The organism is Haloarcula terrestris (assembly GCF_031624315.1).
Lineage (GTDB): Archaea > Halobacteriota > Halobacteria > Halobacteriales > Haloarculaceae > Haloarcula > Haloarcula terrestris.
In genome coordinates this window covers 234,547-251,871 of record NZ_JAMQOM010000001.1, presented here as the reverse complement: position 1 = coordinate 251,871, position 17,325 = coordinate 234,547, and the positions used below count along the sequence as shown (strand labels likewise).

Here is a 17,325-nt window from a genome sequence, read left to right as displayed (position 1 = left end):
GCCCGCTACTCGTCGGTGACCGGCGTTCGCCGAAGTTCGTCCAGCTGGTCCCGGAGTTTGTTCAGCTCCGTCTCCAGTTCTTCGCGGCGGTCGATGAGGGCGCTCAGCTCCTCCGTGTTAACGGAGTAGTCGTTGTCCATCGCCACGTCCAGTGCGTCGGTTGTCGCGCCCGTGAGATCAGACGCGACCCGCAGCACCTCGCTCGGCGTCCCGCGGGACTCGTAGAGTTCCTGTTCGCCCGACAGCGGGCTGTAGGTCACCATCGGCGACTCGACGCCGCGGTGGTAGCTCACCGCGTAGCTCGTGTCCGTCACCGGGTTCAGCCGGTCGTCCGCCCGTTCCGTTCGGACGATGTTGAATGGCTCCGCCAGCGCGGGAAACGTGTCGGCGAGATCCCGAAGCCGGTCCGCGGCGGTCACGTCCAGCTGGGCCTCCACGTCGCCGAAGAACTGCTGCGAGTTGGTGAGGCTAAACGCCACGGTGTAAAACACCGACTCGTCGCTGTCGGCCAGATTGCGAACGCGGTCACGGACCTCCCCGTGGCGGCCCTCGATAGTGAGCTTCTCCAGTTCCTCAAGCAGCGCCCGGACGCCCTCCTCGCGTTCGAGGAACGCCTCGACGATCGCGCCGGGCATTTCCTCGCCATCCACGTCCTCCATGGCCTCTCTTTTGCGGGGCCTCCTAAACAGTTTGTCGCTGGGGTCCGTCAGCCGGCACCCGTTGCATGCAACACAAAACATATCCCATCCCCCGTGATGTGATAGCACGTCCGACTCCGGTGGACGGACACTATGACAGGTCTGGGGGTAATTCCCCGGACACATGCAGTTCTCCTGCTCCTATTACATCAGTATGAGCCGGCTTATCGAGAAGTAGACGGTGTTTACTACCTGCTGGGGAGTCCGGAACCAGTTTGCGGTCGAGAGCTTTCGACCGGCGTTCACTACATAGAGCGATAGCAACGCGTTTTATCGCGTCGCTTGTCGAGTTGGATTCAGAGAAACGCCCGGAGCGGGATTTGAACCCGGGCAAGACTCGCGGCGCTCGTCTTGCGTGATTCAAATCCGCTCGTTACGGATTCGCGACTCGCGGATTAGCTCGTCGCAAAAGTACGCCCGGAGCGGGATTTGAACCCGCGTCACAACCGTGACAGGGTTGTATGATGGGCCACTACACCATCCGGGCACCTTGCTGCACTTCTTCGTATCCCGGTGTTGGTATTAAGACTTTCCAAAGAAAGCCGCCCCGGGATGGATGCACATGACGGGACCCAAAGTTCTATGTCCGGCCTGATTCATGTGATTGGTACGAGCAATCACACCCGCAGTCCACGTGAGGGTGGGCGGGTCCGATAGCCACGGCAGAGCGACTTGGCAAGTGTTATATGCGCCCCGACAGTACGGCCCTGTAGTATCTCGTGACAGCCACCTTCTCCAGCAGCAGGCCAAACGCACACGCACACACATGGTAGATGTAAGTCAACACGACCTCGTCCCAGACCACAGTGTCGTCGACGAGGACGACCTCGAAGCAGTACTCACGGAGTATGAAATCAAGAAGACGGACCTCCCGAAGATCAAGCGCACCGACAAGGCGCTGCCCGATGACGCCGAAGTCGGTGACGTGGTTCGGATCGTCCGCGACTCCAGAACGACGGATGAAGCCGTCGTGTATCGACTGGTGGTAGAATAATGAACACACAAGATCGCCGCGCTATATCGCGTGAATATTTCGCCAAGGAACGGCTCGCCGAACACCACTTCCGCTCGTTTAACGCCTTCCTCGACAGAGGGATGCAGCAGGTCGTCGACGAGAAAGAGACCATCGAGACTGACATCGGTGACAAGGAAGGGCAGGAACCGGTGTGGGTCGAACTCGGCGACGTTCGCGTCGTCACCCCGCGGGTTCGTGAGGCAGACGGCAGCGAGGAACTGCTGTACCCACAGGAAGCACGGCTGCGCAACATCACTTATTCCGCGCCGGTGTTCATGGAAATGGCCATCGTCCGCGGTGGCGAGGAGGAACCGGAGGAAGTCGTCGACCGGACCGAAACCAAGATCGGGCGGATGCCCATCATGGTCGGGTCGAACAAGTGCAACATCGCGGGCTTCAGCGATGAGGAACTTATCGACATCGGCGAGGACCCCGCAGACCCCGGTGGCTACTTCTGTGTCAACGGATCCGAGCGGGTGCTGATGACCAGCGAGGACCTCGCACCGAACAAGATTCTCGCGGAGTACGACACCAAGTACGGCGACGAGGTGCAGGTCGCCAAGACGTTCTCCCAGCGCCGTGGCTACCGCGCGCTGGTGCTGTGTGAACGAACGCGGGACGGGCTGCTGGAAGTCTCGTTCCCGTCCGTCTCGGGCAGCATCGACTTCGTGACGCTGGTCCGTGCGCTCGGGCTGGAGTCGGACGAGGAGATCGTCCACCGCGTCAGCGAGGATCCGGAGATCGTGAAGTTCATGCTGGAGAACTTAGAGGAGGCCGAGGTCCAGACGACCGAGGAAGCAATCGAGACGCTGGGCAAGCGTGTCGCCTCTGGACAGGGGAAGAACTACCAGCTCAAACGGGCCAACTACGTCATCGACCGCTATCTCCTCCCGCACCTGCACGAGGAAGGCGTCGAGGAAGAGGAAGTCCGCATCAACAAAGCGTTCTACCTCTGCCGGATGGCCGAGGCGTGTTTCGAACTCGCCTTGGAACGCCGCGAATCCGACGACAAGGACCACTACGCCAACAAGCGGCTGAAGGTCAGTGGCGACCTGATGACCGACCTGTTCCGGACGGCGCTGAACAAGCTCGCCCGGGACGTGAAATACCAGCTCGAACGGGCCAACATGCGAAACCGTCAGCTCTCCGTCTCGACGGTCGTGCGCTCTGACGTGCTGACCGAGCGGCTCGAACACCCCATCGCGACGGGGAACTGGGTCGGCGGCCGCTCCGGCGTGAGCCAGCTGGTCGACCGGACCGACTTCATGGGGGTGCTGTCACACCTCCGCCGACTGCGCTCGCCGCTCAGTCGCTCCCAGCCACACTTCGAAGCGCGGGACCTGCACGCGACCCAGTGGGGTCGCATCTGTCCCTCCGAGACGCCTGAAGGCCCCAACTGTGGGCTGGTGAAGAACTTCGCCCAGGCGATGGAGCTGTCACAGGACGTTGCGGACCCACAGGGTCTCAAACAGGAACTCGCAGAGATGGGGGTCCAGGGCATCCCCGGTATCGAATCGATCGAACAGCAGCCCGCGGACGATTAATATGAGTCAGGGACGCGAAGCCAAAGTATACGTAAACGGTAGTCTGGTCGGCACACACCCCGACCCGGAACAGCTCGCAGAACAGGTACGACAGGCGCGACGACGGGGGGATGTCTCCCAGATGGTCAACGTCTCGGTCAAGAACCGGACCGGGGAAGTCATCATCAACGCCGACGCCGGCCGTGCCCGACGACCACTGCTGGTCGTCGAGGACGGCGAACCGCTGATGACCGACGATGAGGTCGAACAGGTCAAAGAGGACGAACTCGAATTCGAGGAGCTTGTCGAGCGCGGCCTCGTCGAGTTCATCGACGCCGAAGAAGAGGAGGACATCCTCGTCGGCGTCGACGAGGACGAACTCACCGAGAACCACACGCACCTGGAAGTCGACCCGCAGCTGATGTTCGGTATCGGTGCTGGGATGATTCCGTACCCCGAACACAACGCCTCGCCCCGGATTACGATGGGGTCGGGGATGATCAAGCAGTCGCTTGGCCTGCCGTCGGCGAACTACCGCATTCGCCCGGACACGCGCCAGCACCTGCTGCACTACCCGCAGCTGTCGATGGTCAAGACCCAGACCACCGAACAGATCGGCTACGATGACCGCCCCGCGGCACAGAACTTCGTCGTCGCCGTGATGAGCTACGAGGGGTTCAACATCGAAGACGCACTCGTCATGAACCAGGGGTCGGTCGACCGCGCGCTCGCCCGCTCGCACTTCTTCCGCACCTACGAGGGCGAGGAACGGCGCTACCCCGGCGGTCAGGAGGACCGCTTCGAGATTCCTGACGACGAAGTTCGTGGCGCACGCGGCGAGGAAGCGTACACGCACCTCGACGACGACGGCCTCGTCAACCCGGAGACGAAGGTCGGCGAGAACGCCGTCCTGCTGGGCAAAACGAGTCCGCCCCGGTTCCTCGAAGAACCGGACGACATGGGCGGTCTCTCACCGCAGAAGCGCCGCGAGACGAGCGTCACGATGCGTTCCGGTGAGTCAGGCGTCGTGGACACGGTCACGCTGATGGAAGGCGAGGACGGCTCGAAGCTCTCGAAGGTCTCCGTGCGTGACGAACGGATCCCCGAACTCGGGGACAAGTTCGCCTCGCGGCACGGCCAGAAGGGCGTCGTGGGCCACATCGCCCCGCAAGAGGACATGCCCTTCACCGAGGAGGGCGTCGTCCCGGACCTCATCATCAATCCGCACGCACTGCCGTCGCGGATGACCGTCGGCCACATCCTTGAGATGATCGGCGGGAAGGTCGGCGCACTCGAAGGCCGCCGTGTCGACGGCACCGCCTTCACCGGCGAGGACGAGGATGAACTCCGTGGCTCCCTCGAAGAGCACGGCTTCGATTCGTCGGGGAAGGAGACGATGTACTCCGGCGTCACCGGCGAGAAGATCGACGCCGAGATCTTCGTCGGCGACATTTTCTACCAGAAGCTCTACCACATGGTCTCGAACAAGCTGCACGCCCGTTCGCGCGGGCCAGTGCAGGTGCTTACCCGCCAGCCCACCGAGGGTCGCGCCCGCGAAGGTGGCCTGCGTGTGGGTGAGATGGAGCGGGACGTGCTCATCGGGCACGGCGCGGCGATGGCGCTCAAGGAGCGCCTGCTCGATGAGTCCGACCGCGAGTGGATCAACGTCTGCGGACAGTGTGGGATGACCGCCGTCGAGAACGTCGAACAACGGCGCATCTACTGTCCGAACTGCGAGGAGGAGACCGACATCCACGAGGTCGAGATGTCCTACGCGTTCAAGCTCCTGCTCGACGAGATGAAGGCGCTCGGTATCGCGCCGCGGATCGAACTGGAGGACGCAGTATGAGCTCACAACAGACACCCCAGGAAATCGGTCAGCTCAGCTTCGGGCTGATGGACCCCGAGGAGTACCGCGAGATGTCGGCCACGAAAGTGATTACGGCCGACACGTACGATGACGACGGTTTCCCCATCGACATGGGACTGATGGACCCCCGGCTCGGGGTCATCGACCCCGGACTGGAGTGCAAGACCTGCGGGAAACACAGCGGGTCGTGTAACGGCCACTTCGGCCACATCGAACTCGCTGCCCCAGTCATCCACGTCGGCTTCGCGAAGCTCATCCGCCGACTGCTGCGCGGGACCTGCCGGGACTGCTCCCGGCTCTGTCTCGACGAGCACGAGCGCGAGGAGTTCGCGGACCGCCTGACCAGGACCCAGGACCTCGGCCGCGACCTCAACGACGTGACCAAGGCCGCCATCCGGCAGGCCCGAAAGAAGGACCGCTGTCCGTTCTGTGGCGAGAAGCAGTACGACATCAAACACGAGAAGCCGACGACCTACTACGAGGTCCAGGACGTGCTGGCCTCGGACTACCCTGAGCGGATCGCCGCCGCGATGGAGGAAGCCGAGGACCAAATCTCACCCATCGACCTCTCCGAGGAGACCGGCATCGACAGCAGCCGCGTCCAGGAGATTCTCAGCGGCGAGTTCCGGCCCCGGAAAGAGGACCGCCGCGCCCTGGAAAAGGCGCTGTCGGTCGACCTGACAGAGGAGGACATGAACAAGCTCATGCCCAGCGACATTCGGGACTGGTTCGAGGACATCCCGGACAAGGACATCGAAGTGCTGGGGATGAAACCCGACCGCTCCCGCCCGGAGTGGATGATTCTGACGGTACTGCCGGTGCCACCGGTCACGGCTCGGCCCTCGATTACGCTGGACAACGGCCAGCGCTCCGAGGACGACCTGACCCACAAGCTCGTGGATATCATCCGCATCAACCAGCGGTTCATGGAGAACCGCGAGGCGGGCGCGCCACAGCTGATTATCGAGGACCTCTGGGAACTGCTGCAGTACCACGTCACCACGTTCATGGACAACGAGATCTCGGGGACGCCACCGGCGCGACACCGCTCCGGGCGTCCGCTGAAGACCCTCTCTCAGCGCCTGAAAGGCAAGGAGGGTCGCTTCCGTGGCTCGCTGTCCGGGAAACGCGTGAACTTCTCCGCTCGTACGGTGATTTCGCCGGACCCGACGCTCTCGCTGAACGAGGTCGGTGTGCCGGACCGGGTCGCCAAGGAGATGACCCAGACGATGAACGTCACCGAGCGCAACTTAGCGGAGGCCCGCCGCTACGTCTCCAACGGCCCCGAGGGCCACCCCGGTGCGAACTATGTCAAGCGGCCCGACGGCCGCCGGCTGAAGGTGACCGAAAAGAACTGCGAGGAACTCGCGGAGAAGGTCGAACCGGAGTGGGAAGTGTCCCGGCATCTGGTCGACGGCGACATCATCATCTTCAACCGCCAGCCGTCGCTGCACCGGATGTCCATCATGGCCCACGAGGTCGTCGTGATGCCGTACAAGACGTTCCGGCTGAACACGACGGTCTGTCCGCCGTACAACGCTGACTTCGACGGGGACGAGATGAACATGCACGCCCTCCAGAACGAGGAAGCCCGGGCAGAGGCCCGCGTCCTCATGCGCGTGCAGGAGCAGATGCTCTCCCCGCGTTTCGGCGAGAACATCATCGGCGCGATTCAGGACCACATCAGCGGGACCTACCTGCTGACTCACACCAATCCGAAGTTCAACGAGACGCAGGCGCTTGACCTGCTCCGGGCGACTCGAATCGACGAACTGCCCGAGGCGGACGGCGTCGACGAGGGCGGCGAGGAGTACTGGACCGGTCGCTCGCTGTTCTCGGAACTGCTGCCCGACGACCTGAATCTGGAGTTCACGTCCTCTGCCGGCGACACCGTCGTCGTCGAGGACGGCCAGATGACCGGCGGCACCATCGACGAGGACGCCGTCGGTGCCTTCGGCGGCGAGATCGTCGACACCATCGCCAAGGACTACTCCCGAACTCGCGCCCGGATTCTCGTCAACGAGGTCTCGGCGCTGGCGATGCGGTCGATCATGCACTTCGGGTTCTCGATCAGCATCGACGACGAGTCGATCCCGCGTGAAGCGGAGGAGCAGATCAACGACGCCATCGACAGCGCCTACGACCGCGTCGAGGAACTCATCGAGACCTACGACCGCGGCGAACTCGAATCGCTGCCCGGTCGGACCGTTGATGAGACGCTGGAGATGAAGATCATGCAGACGCTGGGCAAGGCCCGTGACTCCGCCGGTGACATCGCCGAAGACCACTTCGGTGAGGACAACCCGGCCGTCATCATGGCCGAGTCCGGTGCGCGTGGGTCGATGCTGAACCTGACCCAGATGGCCGGCTGTGTCGGCCAGCAGGCAGTCCGTGGCGAGCGGATCAACCGCGGCTACGAGAACCGCACCCTCTCGCACTTCGAGGAGAACGACCTCTCGGCGGACGCCCACGGCTTCGTCGAGGCTTCCTACCGCTCCGGGCTCGGCCCGAAGGAGTTCTTCTTCCACGCGATGGGTGGCCGCGAGGGCCTGGTCGATACGGCCGTCCGGACCTCGAAGTCCGGGTACCTGCAGCGCCGGCTCATCAACGCGCTCTCGGAACTCGAAACGCAGTATGACGGGACCGTCCGAGACACCTCGGACACCATCGTCCAGTTCGAGTTCGGCGAGGACGGCACGTCGCCGGTCGATGTCTCCTCCAGCCAGGAGGGCGACGCCGTCGATGTCGAACAGATCGCCGACAGCGTCCTCGATGAGGAGTTCGAGAGCGAGAAGCAGAAAGAGAGTTTCCTCGGCACGCGGACCGAGCGGACCAACCTCTCGGAGCACGCCGACGACTGGTGGATGGCCGAGGGTGACGACTAACAATGACAGCACACGACGTATCAGCAGACATCGAGGCCGTCGTCGAGGACACTGAGCTGCCGCGACGGCTGAAAAACGAAGTGTACAGCACCGTCGAGGAACGGGGCGTCGGCGTCGACGACGCCGACCGCATCGCCAAGGCCGTCGAGTCCCGTTACCTCGATACCCGTGTCGACCCGCTGGACCCGGTCGGGACCGTCTCGGCCCAGTCCATCGGCGAACCGGGAACGCAGATGACGATGAACACGTTCCACTACGCGGGGGTCGCCGAGATCGACGTGACCCAGGGCCTGCCACGGCTCATCGAGCTGGTGGACGCCCGGAAGACGCCGGACACGCCGATGATGACGGTCCACCTCGACGAGGAGTACGCCGAGGACCGCGAGCGCGCCCACGAGGTCGTCTGGAAGATCGAGGCGACGCGCATCCTCGCGCTGGGTGACATCTCGACGAACGTCGCGGACATGCTCGTCGAGATCGACCTGAACGAGGACACCCTGTTGGAGCGGTGGCCGACGGTCAACGACACGGACGCCATCGCCGAGGAGATCGCTGAGACTATCGAGTCGAACCTCGGGGTCTCGGCCCGGCAGGCCGGCACCGTCATCGAATTCGGGCCGGAGGAACCCAGCTACCGCGACCTGCTGCAGCTGGTCGAGGAGCTACGGGAGATCGTCTTCAAGGGCATCGAGGAGATCACCCGCGTCGTCATCCGCAAGGAAGAAACTGACAACGGCGAGGAGTTCGTCCTCTACACCGAGGGCTCTGACTTCGGCGAGGTACTGGATATCGAGGGCGTCGACGCCTCCCGGACGACGTGTAACAACATCCACGAGATCTACCGGGAACTCGGCGTCGAAGCGGCCCGCGAGACGCTCATCAACGAGACGATGAACACGCTCGAAGAGCAGGGCCTGGACGACGTGAACGTCCGGCACCTGATGCTCGTGGCCGACATCATGACCAACGAGGGGACCATCGAGTCCATCGGCCGCCACGGCATCTCGGGGTCGAAAGACTCCGTGCTCGCCCGTGCCGCCTTCGAGGTGACGGTCAATCACCTGCTTGACGCCGCCATCCACGGCGAGATCGACGAGCTCGACGGCGTCACGGAGAACGTCATCGTCGGGAAGCCGATCAAGCTCGGCACCGGCGATGTCAACCTTCGGATGGGTACGACCCAGGACTGATGCGGGTCGAACTCTCGGACGAAGCGCGTCGACTGGTCGCCCTCTTCGAGGACGAGGCAGCCGTCACCGTCCGGGATTGCGTCGTCGACGAGGACCACGACCAGGTGGTGTACCTGGTCAAGCGCGGGGAGATGGCCGACGCCATCGGCCCCGGCGGCCAGACCGTCGAACGCGTCGAGGAACGCCTCGGCCGCGAGGTCAAACTCGTCGAGGCCGCCGAGACGGCAGAGGACTTCGTCGCGAACGCGCTCGCGCCGGCCGCGGTGTACAACGTCACCGTCTCGGAGAACGACGACACCGTCGCCTACGTCGAAGTGGCACAGGAAGACCGCGGGGCCGCTATCGGCCGTGAAGGCCGAAACATCGATGCCGCCCGGCAACTGGCGAAGCGACACTTCGAAATCGACGGCATCGAGCTGACCTGAGCGGGAAAGCTCGTCCGCTCCGTCTCGTCCTTTTTGAAACCATTTCGGAGAGCGACCGCGCTCAGTCGTCGCCAGTGGCCGGGTCGTCCGCGCCGTGTTCGTACACGTCGGTATCGCTGTGCGTGGTGCCGCTGTCGACATCGAACGTCTGCAGGAGTTCGCTGAGGTCGCCGGCCTGATCGGAAAGGGATTCGATGCCGCCGGTGACCTCGTTGATCGTTGCGGTCTGTTCTTCCGCGGCGGCGGCGACGTTCTCGGCGCGGGAAGCGGTTTCCTCGCTGATCGTCCCGACTTCGTCGGTCATCGCCACCGCTTCCTCCGTTGTCGCGGCCTGCTCGTCGGTGGCATCGCTGATGGACTGGATGCCGTCGTTGACCTCCTCGACGCGGTCGACGATCTGTTCGAGGGATTCGATGGCGTCGTCGACGGTGTCGATGCCGTCAGTCACCGAATCGCCCATCTGTCTGATGTCGGTGACGGCCTCGCCAGTGGTGTCCTGTACGTCCTCGATAACTGCTGAGACTTCTTCAGTTGCTTCGGTCGTCTCCTGTGCGAGGCCCTTGATCTCGTCGGCGACGACGGCGAACCCTTCGCCGGCTTCACCGGCCCGGGCGGCCTCGATGGAGGCGTTCAGGGCGAGCATGTTGGTCTGCTCGGCGATGTCGTCGATGAGGTCGACGATGTCGCCGATCTGCTCCATCTCCTCGTCCAGGGACTCGACGCGGTCGATGGTCTCGTCGGCTCGCGTCTCGATATCGTTCATGACCGTCATTGCTTCGCCCGCACGTTCGCCCCCGGTTTCGCCGATTTCAGCGGCCTCCGCGGATGTGGCCGCGACTTCGTCGGCCTGTGCTGCAACCTCTTCGACCGTCGCGGAGAGGCCGGACATTTCGTCGACCGTCTCCTCGATATTCTCGTACTGCGTCTCCGCACCATCGGCAATTTCCTGGACGGATTCGCTGACCTCTTGACTTGCGTCGCGGACCTCCGTCGCGCTCGCGGTGATCTGGTCGGCGGAGCCGTCAACGTCGTCGGCGAACTCGCGGATACGCATGACCGTCTGCCCGAGTTGTGCGAGCATGTCGTTGAAAGCGGCGGCGATATCCGCCATCGCGTCGTTGTCCGTGTCCGTGTCAAGCCGCTGAGTGAGATCGCCGTCGGCTGCCGTCCGCATCACGGCCGAGAACTCCTCGGCCTGCTGTTCGAGCGTCGTTGCCAACTGCTCTGCTTCCGCTCTGGACTCCTCGGCCTCCGCTTGGGCCTGTTCGAGGTCGGTGATGAACGATTCGAGGTTGCCGTGCATGTTCGACAGCGACGTTCCGAGTTGGCCGGGAACGTCCTTCTCAAGCGCCGGGTCGTCGAACGCCTGTCTGGAGAGCGCGTCAGCCTGTGCAGCGACGGTGTCGAGATAGGTCTTCATTTCGTAGAAGGCGTTCTGGACATCGCCGACCTCGTCGAGGCGGTCGGACCGCTCGATATCGGTGTCGAAGTTCCCCACCGCGAGGGCTTCCGCCTGCGTGGAGAGCCGCCTGAGTGACTGCATGATGCCGCGACCGACGAGGACGCCGATGACGGCGAACCCGGCTAGCGAGACGCCGATGATGGCGATAAAGCTCTCCTGGATGCTGTCACGCAGCGCGAAGGCGGTCGACTGCGGAGCCTGTTTGACGACGATCCACGACGTGTCAGCGACAGGCTGGGCGGCGATGAGGAGGGGGCCGCTCCGGGTCACGCTACCGTCTGCTGCTGCGAGTGCGGTCAGGTTGACGGACACATTGTACCGCGAGCCGATGGTCGAGGCGTCCTCGGCGAACTGCACTGTGCCGTCCTGGCGGACGATCCGCGTTTCACCGCCGTCGATGGAGTTGCGGAACTGTGCCGTCCGCGCGGTCACGTTGTGGACCACGACGACCATCTTGTCGCTCCGGCTCACCGGGCTGGCGAAGGCGATGTGTTTCCGCCCGTCGTAGGTGTACACCGTTGACATCGCGACCGAGTTCGATCCGGTGAACGAGGTGCTGCCGCCTTCCCACGCGAAGTCGTCCGTCCGGAGTGAGGTGTCGCGCCGGTTGGTCAGTGACGACTGCTCGATTTCCATCGTGCCCTCGTCGACGTAGTGGATAGCGTACACTGACTCCGGCTGGTAGAACGCCTGTCGCTGTAACGCGCCTCTGACCATCGTCGCGCTCCCCGACTCAACGTCGGAGAGTGTCGAGAGAGTACGGGCGGCGTTGCGCTGACTGCGGACCCAGTCTTCGGTCGTAGCCGCCGTCTGGACAGTACCAGTCCACAGTTCGCTCTCGCGCTGTTCGGTCAGTTCGCTTGCGACTGTCCGCTCCGCGGTGACGCTGACACCAGCAACGAGGAGTGCGATACAGAGAACGATGAGTGTCAATTTCCGGAGATACGTTTGCCGGATGATGTCTGGGAGACGTTGTTCGAGTTTCATAGATAGTGTCGAGCGCAGGTCTGTCTGAACAAGCTAAGTGCCGATATTAGAAACCCACTCCCCAGTTATCACATATGATTGCGATATTGGAGAAGTAAATTTTCAATAATGGGAGATAGAATTTTCGGGGCCGCAGTCCCCGGAGTTAGTCGTCGTCAGCGGAGACGCTGTCGGCGTCGTGCTCGTACACGTCCGTGTCGCTGTGTGATTCTACGTCGAACTGCGCCAACAGGTCGCTGAGGTCACTGGCCTGGTCGGAAAGGGACTCGATGCCGCCAGTGACCTCGTTGATCGTCGCGGTCTGTTCCTCCGCGGCCGCAGCAACGCCCTCCGCCTGGCTGGCCGACTCCTCGCTGATCGTCCCGACTTCGTCGATCATGGCGACGGTCTCCTCGGTCGAGGCGGCCTGCTCGTCGGTGGCGTCGCTGATGGACTGGATGCCGTCGTTGACATCCTCGACGCGGTCGACGATCTGTTCGAGGGATTCGATAGCCTCGTCGACAGTCTCGATGCCGTCGGTGACGGAGCCGCCCATCTCCCTGATTTCAGTGACAGCCTCGCCGGTAGTGTCCTGCACGTCCTCGATGACGGTCGAGACTTCTTCGGTGGCCTCGGTCGTCTCCTGTGCGAGACCTTTGATCTCGTCGGCGACGACGGCGAACCCTTCGCCAGCCTCGCCGGCCCGGGCGGCCTCGATGGAGGCGTTCAGGGCGAGCATGTTGGTCTGCTCGGCGATGTCGTCGATGAGGTCGACGATGTCGCCGATCTGCTCCATCTCCTCGTCGAGAGATTCGACGTGGTCGATGGTCTCGTCGGCTCGCGTCTCGATGTCGTTCATCACTTCGACGGCTTCCGTCGCGCGTTCGCTGCCGGTTTCGCCGATCTCGGCGGCCTCGTTCGATGTAGTTGCGACCTCATCAGCCTGGGCCGCGACCTCTTCGATCGTCGCCGAGAGGCTCGACATTTCGTCGGCGGTCTCTTCGATGTTCTCGTACTGCGTCTCCGCGCCGGTCGCGATCTCTTGGACAGACTCGCTGACTTCCTCGCTTGCATCGCGGACCTCCGTCGCGCTCGCGGTGATCTGGTCCGCGGAGCCGTCAACGTCGGTGGCGAACTCGCGGATACGCATGACCGTCTGTCCGAGTTCGGCGAGCATATCGTTGAAGGCGGCGGCGATATCGGCCATCGCGTCGTTGTCCGTGTCAGTATCAAGCCGCTGGGTGAGGTCGCCGTCGGCCGCCATCCGCATCACGGCCGAGAACTCCTCGGCCTGCTGTTCGAGCGAGTCGGCAAGTGCCTCGGCGTCCGCCTGTGCGCTCTCGGCGTCCCGCTTCGCGGTTTCGATCTCGTCGATGAACTGCTGGAGGTCGTCCCGCATCGCGTCGAGTGATGCCCCCAACCGTCCCGGTACGTCTTCCTCAAGCACGGGATCGTCGAACGACTGTCTGGAGAGCGCGTCCGCCTGTCCGGCCACGGTGCCGAGATAGGACTGGATATCGGTGAAGGCGTTCTGGACCTGTCCGATCTCGTCGATCCGGTCGGTCTCCGTCGCGTCTCCGTCGAGTTCGCCCCGTGCGAGCGCCTCCGCACGCTGGGCCACGCCAGTGAGCGACGTGCGGATGTCACGGCCGACGAAGGCCCCAAAGCCGAGGAAACTGAGCAGTGCCAGCCCGAGGAGTGCGAAGATGTCCTGCTGGACGGTATCCCGGAGCGCGTAGGCGCTCTCCGCCGGTGCGCGTTTGACGACGACCCAGTTCATATCGCCGACCTTGGCGTATCCCCACACTTCCCCATTGGCCTGGAGGGTGCCGGTCGTCCCGTTGGCAGCAGTCTCCGTCACCTGTTGCTCGGTCGCGCTGTCGTACCGGTCGAAGATCTGCGACGTGTTGTCGGCGAAGATGACTTCGTTGCCTTCGTTGTCGTATTCGATGATATGGGTTTCACCGCCGTCGATGGAGTTCTCGAATTCCTGTGACCGCTCGCTGACGTTGTAGAACAGTACCGTCCGGTAGCTGGTCTGGGGGACGTTGCTGATAAACGCCATGTAGTGTGAGCCGTCCTGCTCGAACACGCGGGACTGTGCCACCGCGTCAGTGCCGCTCAAAAGCAGAGTTCCGCTTGCGCTTCGCCACTGGATGTTCATGTCGTCGAGTGTTGCCCCCTCGTACCGGCCAACCGTCGACTGTTCGATGGTGTCTGTCGAACTGTCGACGAGCGCTATCGCGTGAATCGAGCCGCCGATTCGTCGCTGTGAGCTCTGGAACGTCCTTTTGGCCTGGACTCCTGTCGTTCCGCTGACCTGGTGATGGTTCGACAGGAGTCGGGTCGTCCGGCGGGACTGTTCGATCCAGCCGGCCATGGTGTTTGCCTCCTGCTGTGTCGTCGTCTGGAGCTCGTTGTTTCGCTGCTCAGTCAGGTCGCCGGCGATCGCGTCTTGTGCGACCAACCCTGCACTGGTCACGACGAGCGCGATGACCACCACAGCAAGACCGAACTTCCGGAGGTAGCTCTTCCGAATTGCCGCTGGGAGGACTGTATTAAGCTTCATGTGTCGGGTAGAGTGCGTTGCTGTCTGCTTTCTGTACCGCTGCTGTAAACCCATCCCCCACATTATCAAAAATAATTCTTTACCCACTTTGCCGATCACCTGTGGCACAGAACGCCACACACGCCGACGCTACCGCTTGGATACAAAAGAGGAGTCTTAAGTACCTCCGAAAGGTACCAGTGCCTACTATGGCGAACGGCAAGTACGCCGCGCGCAAGCTCAAGAAGGACCGCCAGAAACACCGGTGGTCTGACACTGACTACGCGCGTCGCGAACGCGGCCTGGGCAAGAAGTCCGACCCGCTCGAGGGTGCGCCCCAGGGACGAGGTATCGTACTGGAGAAAGTCGGAATCGAGGCCAAGCAGCCTAACTCCGCGATCCGGAAATGTGTCCGCGTCCAGCTCATCAAGAACGGCAAGCAGGTCACCGCGTTCTGTCCCGGTGACGGCGCTATCTCTTTCATCGACGAGCACGACGAGGTCACGATTGCGGGTATCGGCGGGGCGAAGGGCCGCGCGATGGGCGACCTCTCCGGTGTCAACTACAAGGTCGAGAAAGTCAACGGCGTCTCTCTCATTGAACTCGTTCGCGGGAACGCGGAGAAACCGGTCCGATAACCATGAGTGCCGAAGACACACCTGACGCTGATGCTGACGCGGCTGAGGAAAGCAAGCCGGAGACGGCTCGTGCGAAGCTGTTCGGTGAGTGGGAGATCACGAACATCGAGTACACCGATCCCTCGACCGAGCGCTACATCACCGTCACCCCCATCGCTCACACGATGGGCCGGCACGCGGACAAGCAGTTCAAGAAAAGCGAGATCAGCATCGTCGAGCGGCTCATCAACCGCCTGATGCAGACCGACGAGAACACCGGCAAGAAGCAACTCGCCACCTCGATCGTCACCGAGGCGTTCGACATCGTTCACGAGCGCACGGACGAGAACCCGATTCAGGTACTCGTCAGCGCGGTCGAGAACAGCGCCCCACGAGAGGAGACCGTCCGCCTGAAATACGGTGGTATCTCGGTCCCGAAGGCCGTCGACGTTGCGCCCCAGCGCCGCGTCGATCAGGCTCTGAAGTTCATCGCGGAGGGCGTTTACGGTGGCTCGTTCAAAACCACCACGAGCGCCGCCGAGGCACTCGCACAGCAGCTCATCGGCGCTGCTAACGACGATGTCCAGGCCTACGCGGTCAACCAGAAAGAAGAGAAAGAACGCGTCGCGGCTGCCGCTCGCTAACCAGGCCGTCTCCAACATCTTTATTCTTCCTTGCTCGGCAGTGGAATCTATGTCAAATCACGGCCGCGGCGGCCGGTCTCGTCGACAGTACCTCGCTGCGTTCGTCGCCGCCGGGGCGACCGGGGTAGCCGGCTGTCGCGGTGAGTCCGAGGACGCTGACGGGACAGCGGACCAGTCGACCACGGGTGCGGCAACCGCGACAGCCACGGCGACGGCAGCACCGGCCCGGGCGCTGGAACGCTACGACGTGGCCGTCAGCCACGAACGCAGCCAGTCACCCGACACCGACTGGACGGCCCCGACCACGTCGCCGATGGAGACGCCGCTTGCGACGGAGGCACTGATCGAGGATCTGGAGATCCCGTGGGACCTCTCGTTTGCCGCCGACGGGACGCTGTTTCTCACCGAGCGGGTCGGCCGTGTCCTCTCGTTTGCGGACGGCACCGTCCGGACGGTCACCGAACCGGCCGCGGTCATCGACGCGGAATCGAGCGACGACGGCTGGTGGGTGACCGGCGGCGAGGGCGGAACGCTCGGCGTCGCCGCCCATCCGACCTACCCCGACCCGCCGGTGGTGTACGTCTACTACACGACGATGACCGACGACGACGAGCGGGTCAACCGCGTCGTCGCGATGGACGTGTCAGCCGAGGACCCGGCCGCCACGGAGTCCGTTCTCGTTGACGGCATCCCCGGGAGCAAGATACACAACGGCGGTCGGCTCACTTTCGGACCCCAGAACTACCTCTGGATCACGACTGGTGACGCCGGTGTCGGTGAATTGTCCGCCGACACTGACTCGCTCGGTGGGAAGGTCCTCCGCGTGACGCCCGCGGGCGACCCCGCACCCGGGAACCCGGACCTGGGCGGTGACCCGCGAGTGTTCACCTACGGCCACCGGAACCCACAGGGGCTGGCCTGGCTTCCGGACGGGACCGTCGTCGCATCCGAACACGGCCCGACCGGGCGGGACGAACTCAACCGCCTCGAAGCCGGCGGGTACTACGGCTGGCCCGACACCCGCGAACACGAGGAGTACCTCGATGCGGATCCCGAGGTCCGCCGGCCACTCGCTAATACGGGCAACGTCGGCGGCTGGGCACCGTCCGGGTCGCTGTTTTACACTGGCGATGCCGTCCCCTCGCTGCGGAACCGACTACTTACCGGCGGCCTGAAGGGTCAGAAACTCCTCGCGACGACGGTGACGCCGGCCGGCGGAGACCTGCCGCCCGGGGACGACGCCGAGGTGTACGACGCCGACTGGACCGACGACGCCTACACTGCGACGACCCACTCCCTGCTGGCCGACGAACTCGGCCGGATTCGCCACGCCGAGCAAGGTCCCGACGGCGGGCTCTACCTCGTCACGTCGAACCGCGACGGCCGTGCTGGCGACGGGTTCCCACGCGAGCACGACGATGTGCTGGTCCGTGTCACGCCCGCCGAGTGAGCGGTAGCGGAAACCCGTCCGTGAACCCGCGG

Annotated in this window: 12 protein-coding genes and 1 tRNA gene; 9 read left to right on the top strand and 4 right to left on the bottom strand. The window is 63.5% G+C overall.

The genetic code is table 11. The features are described 5' to 3' along the window. Nucleotides 1–5 precede the first annotated feature (5 nt). A complete protein-coding gene (locus tag NDI54_RS01350) occupies nucleotides 6–659 on the bottom strand; it encodes a hypothetical protein (RefSeq protein WP_310894690.1) in 654 nt (217 codons plus the stop codon). A 453-nt stretch (nucleotides 660–1,112) separates the two neighbouring features. After that, a tRNA-Asp gene (locus NDI54_RS01345) sits at nucleotides 1,113–1,185 on the bottom strand. A gap of 279 nt (nucleotides 1,186–1,464) precedes the next feature. Between NDI54_RS01345 and NDI54_RS01340 the strand changes: the two genes are divergently transcribed. Genes NDI54_RS01340 through NDI54_RS01315 form a run of 6 tightly spaced genes read left to right on the top strand, consistent with a single transcriptional unit; the run spans nucleotide 1,465 to nucleotide 9,606 of the window. Next, on the top strand, nucleotides 1,465–1,692 hold the full coding sequence (locus tag NDI54_RS01340; RefSeq protein WP_004959115.1) for a DNA-directed RNA polymerase subunit H: 228 nt from the start codon (nucleotides 1,465–1,467) through the stop codon (nucleotides 1,690–1,692). After that, on the top strand, nucleotides 1,692–3,257 hold the full coding sequence (locus NDI54_RS01335) for a DNA-directed RNA polymerase subunit B'' (protein WP_310894689.1): 1,566 nt from the start codon (nucleotides 1,692–1,694) through the stop codon (nucleotides 3,255–3,257). Before NDI54_RS01340 ends, NDI54_RS01335 begins: the two co-directional genes overlap by 1 nt. A 1-nt stretch (nucleotide 3,258) precedes the next feature. Continuing rightward, the gene (rpoB, locus tag NDI54_RS01330; protein ID WP_310894688.1) at nucleotides 3,259–5,085 is read left to right on the top strand and encodes a DNA-directed RNA polymerase subunit B; all 1,827 of its coding nucleotides are present in this window, start codon (nucleotides 3,259–3,261) and stop codon (nucleotides 5,083–5,085) included. After that, on the top strand, nucleotides 5,082–7,991 hold the full coding sequence (locus NDI54_RS01325; protein WP_310894687.1) for a DNA-directed RNA polymerase subunit A': 2,910 nt from the start codon (nucleotides 5,082–5,084) through the stop codon (nucleotides 7,989–7,991). The genes rpoB and NDI54_RS01325 overlap by 4 nt, the downstream gene beginning before the upstream one ends. Before the next feature lie 2 nt (nucleotides 7,992–7,993). Then, complete coding sequence (gene rpoA2 / locus NDI54_RS01320) at nucleotides 7,994–9,181, top strand: DNA-directed RNA polymerase subunit A'' (RefSeq protein ID WP_310894686.1); 1,188 nt, start codon at nucleotides 7,994–7,996, stop codon at nucleotides 9,179–9,181. Then, a complete protein-coding gene (locus NDI54_RS01315) occupies nucleotides 9,181–9,606 on the top strand; it encodes a NusA-like transcription termination signal-binding factor (RefSeq protein WP_004515442.1) in 426 nt (141 codons plus the stop codon). Before rpoA2 ends, NDI54_RS01315 begins: the two co-directional genes overlap by 1 nt. Before the next feature lie 61 nt (nucleotides 9,607–9,667). On the opposite strand, the gene NDI54_RS01310 is transcribed toward NDI54_RS01315, so the two are convergent. Together NDI54_RS01310 and NDI54_RS01305 are read right to left on the bottom strand one after the other, a co-directional pair. Further along, a complete protein-coding gene (locus NDI54_RS01310) occupies nucleotides 9,668–12,055 on the bottom strand; it encodes a methyl-accepting chemotaxis protein (RefSeq protein WP_310894685.1) in 2,388 nt (795 codons plus the stop codon). 145 nt (nucleotides 12,056–12,200) lie between these two features. After that, nucleotides 12,201–14,603 carry a methyl-accepting chemotaxis protein gene (locus NDI54_RS01305; protein ID WP_310894684.1) on the bottom strand — a complete coding sequence of 801 codons (2,403 nt, stop codon included), beginning with the start codon at nucleotides 14,601–14,603 and terminating at the stop codon, nucleotides 12,201–12,203. Between the two features lie 188 nt (nucleotides 14,604–14,791). Here NDI54_RS01305 and NDI54_RS01300 point away from each other — a divergent pair, with 188 nt between their 5' ends. The 3 genes from NDI54_RS01300 to NDI54_RS01290 are packed head-to-tail and all read left to right on the top strand — an operon-like array spanning nucleotide 14,792 to nucleotide 17,293. Continuing rightward, the gene (locus tag NDI54_RS01300) at nucleotides 14,792–15,220 is read left to right on the top strand and encodes a 30S ribosomal protein S12 (RefSeq protein ID WP_004515440.1); all 429 of its coding nucleotides are present in this window, start codon (nucleotides 14,792–14,794) and stop codon (nucleotides 15,218–15,220) included. Between the two features lie 2 nt (nucleotides 15,221–15,222). Beyond that, complete coding sequence (locus NDI54_RS01295; protein ID WP_310894683.1) at nucleotides 15,223–15,843, top strand: 30S ribosomal protein S7; 621 nt, start codon at nucleotides 15,223–15,225, stop codon at nucleotides 15,841–15,843. A 49-nt stretch (nucleotides 15,844–15,892) separates the two neighbouring features. Next, nucleotides 15,893–17,293, top strand: coding sequence for a PQQ-dependent sugar dehydrogenase (locus NDI54_RS01290; protein ID WP_310894682.1), 1,401 nt, complete (start codon nucleotides 15,893–15,895; stop codon nucleotides 17,291–17,293). The last annotated feature ends 32 nt before the right edge of the window (nucleotides 17,294–17,325 follow it).

What these genes read in the sequence shown, in the direction of transcription:
- NDI54_RS01325 (WP_310894687.1), top strand. Translation starts at nt 5,082, where the DNA reads ATGAGCTCACAACAGACACCCCAGGAAATCGGTCAGCTCAGCTTCGGG.
- NDI54_RS01315 (WP_004515442.1), top strand. Translation starts at nt 9,181, where the DNA reads ATGCGGGTCGAACTCTCGGACGAAGCGCGTCGACTGGTCGCCCTCTTC.
- NDI54_RS01300 (WP_004515440.1), top strand. Translation starts at nt 14,792, where the DNA reads ATGGCGAACGGCAAGTACGCCGCGCGCAAGCTCAAGAAGGACCGCCAG.
- NDI54_RS01335 (WP_310894689.1), top strand. Translation starts at nt 1,692, where the DNA reads ATGAACACACAAGATCGCCGCGCTATATCGCGTGAATATTTCGCCAAG.
- NDI54_RS01305 (WP_310894684.1), bottom strand. Translation starts at nt 14,603, where the DNA reads ATGAAGCTTAATACAGTCCTCCCAGCGGCAATTCGGAAGAGCTACCTC.
- NDI54_RS01290 (WP_310894682.1), top strand. Translation starts at nt 15,893, where the DNA reads ATGTCAAATCACGGCCGCGGCGGCCGGTCTCGTCGACAGTACCTCGCT.
- NDI54_RS01340 (WP_004959115.1), top strand. Translation starts at nt 1,465, where the DNA reads ATGGTAGATGTAAGTCAACACGACCTCGTCCCAGACCACAGTGTCGTC.
- rpoB (WP_310894688.1), top strand. Translation starts at nt 3,259, where the DNA reads ATGAGTCAGGGACGCGAAGCCAAAGTATACGTAAACGGTAGTCTGGTC.
- rpoA2 (WP_310894686.1), top strand. Translation starts at nt 7,994, where the DNA reads ATGACAGCACACGACGTATCAGCAGACATCGAGGCCGTCGTCGAGGAC.
- NDI54_RS01350 (WP_310894690.1), bottom strand. Translation starts at nt 659, where the DNA reads ATGGAGGACGTGGATGGCGAGGAAATGCCCGGCGCGATCGTCGAGGCG.
- NDI54_RS01295 (WP_310894683.1), top strand. Translation starts at nt 15,223, where the DNA reads ATGAGTGCCGAAGACACACCTGACGCTGATGCTGACGCGGCTGAGGAA.
- NDI54_RS01310 (WP_310894685.1), bottom strand. Translation starts at nt 12,055, where the DNA reads ATGAAACTCGAACAACGTCTCCCAGACATCATCCGGCAAACGTATCTC.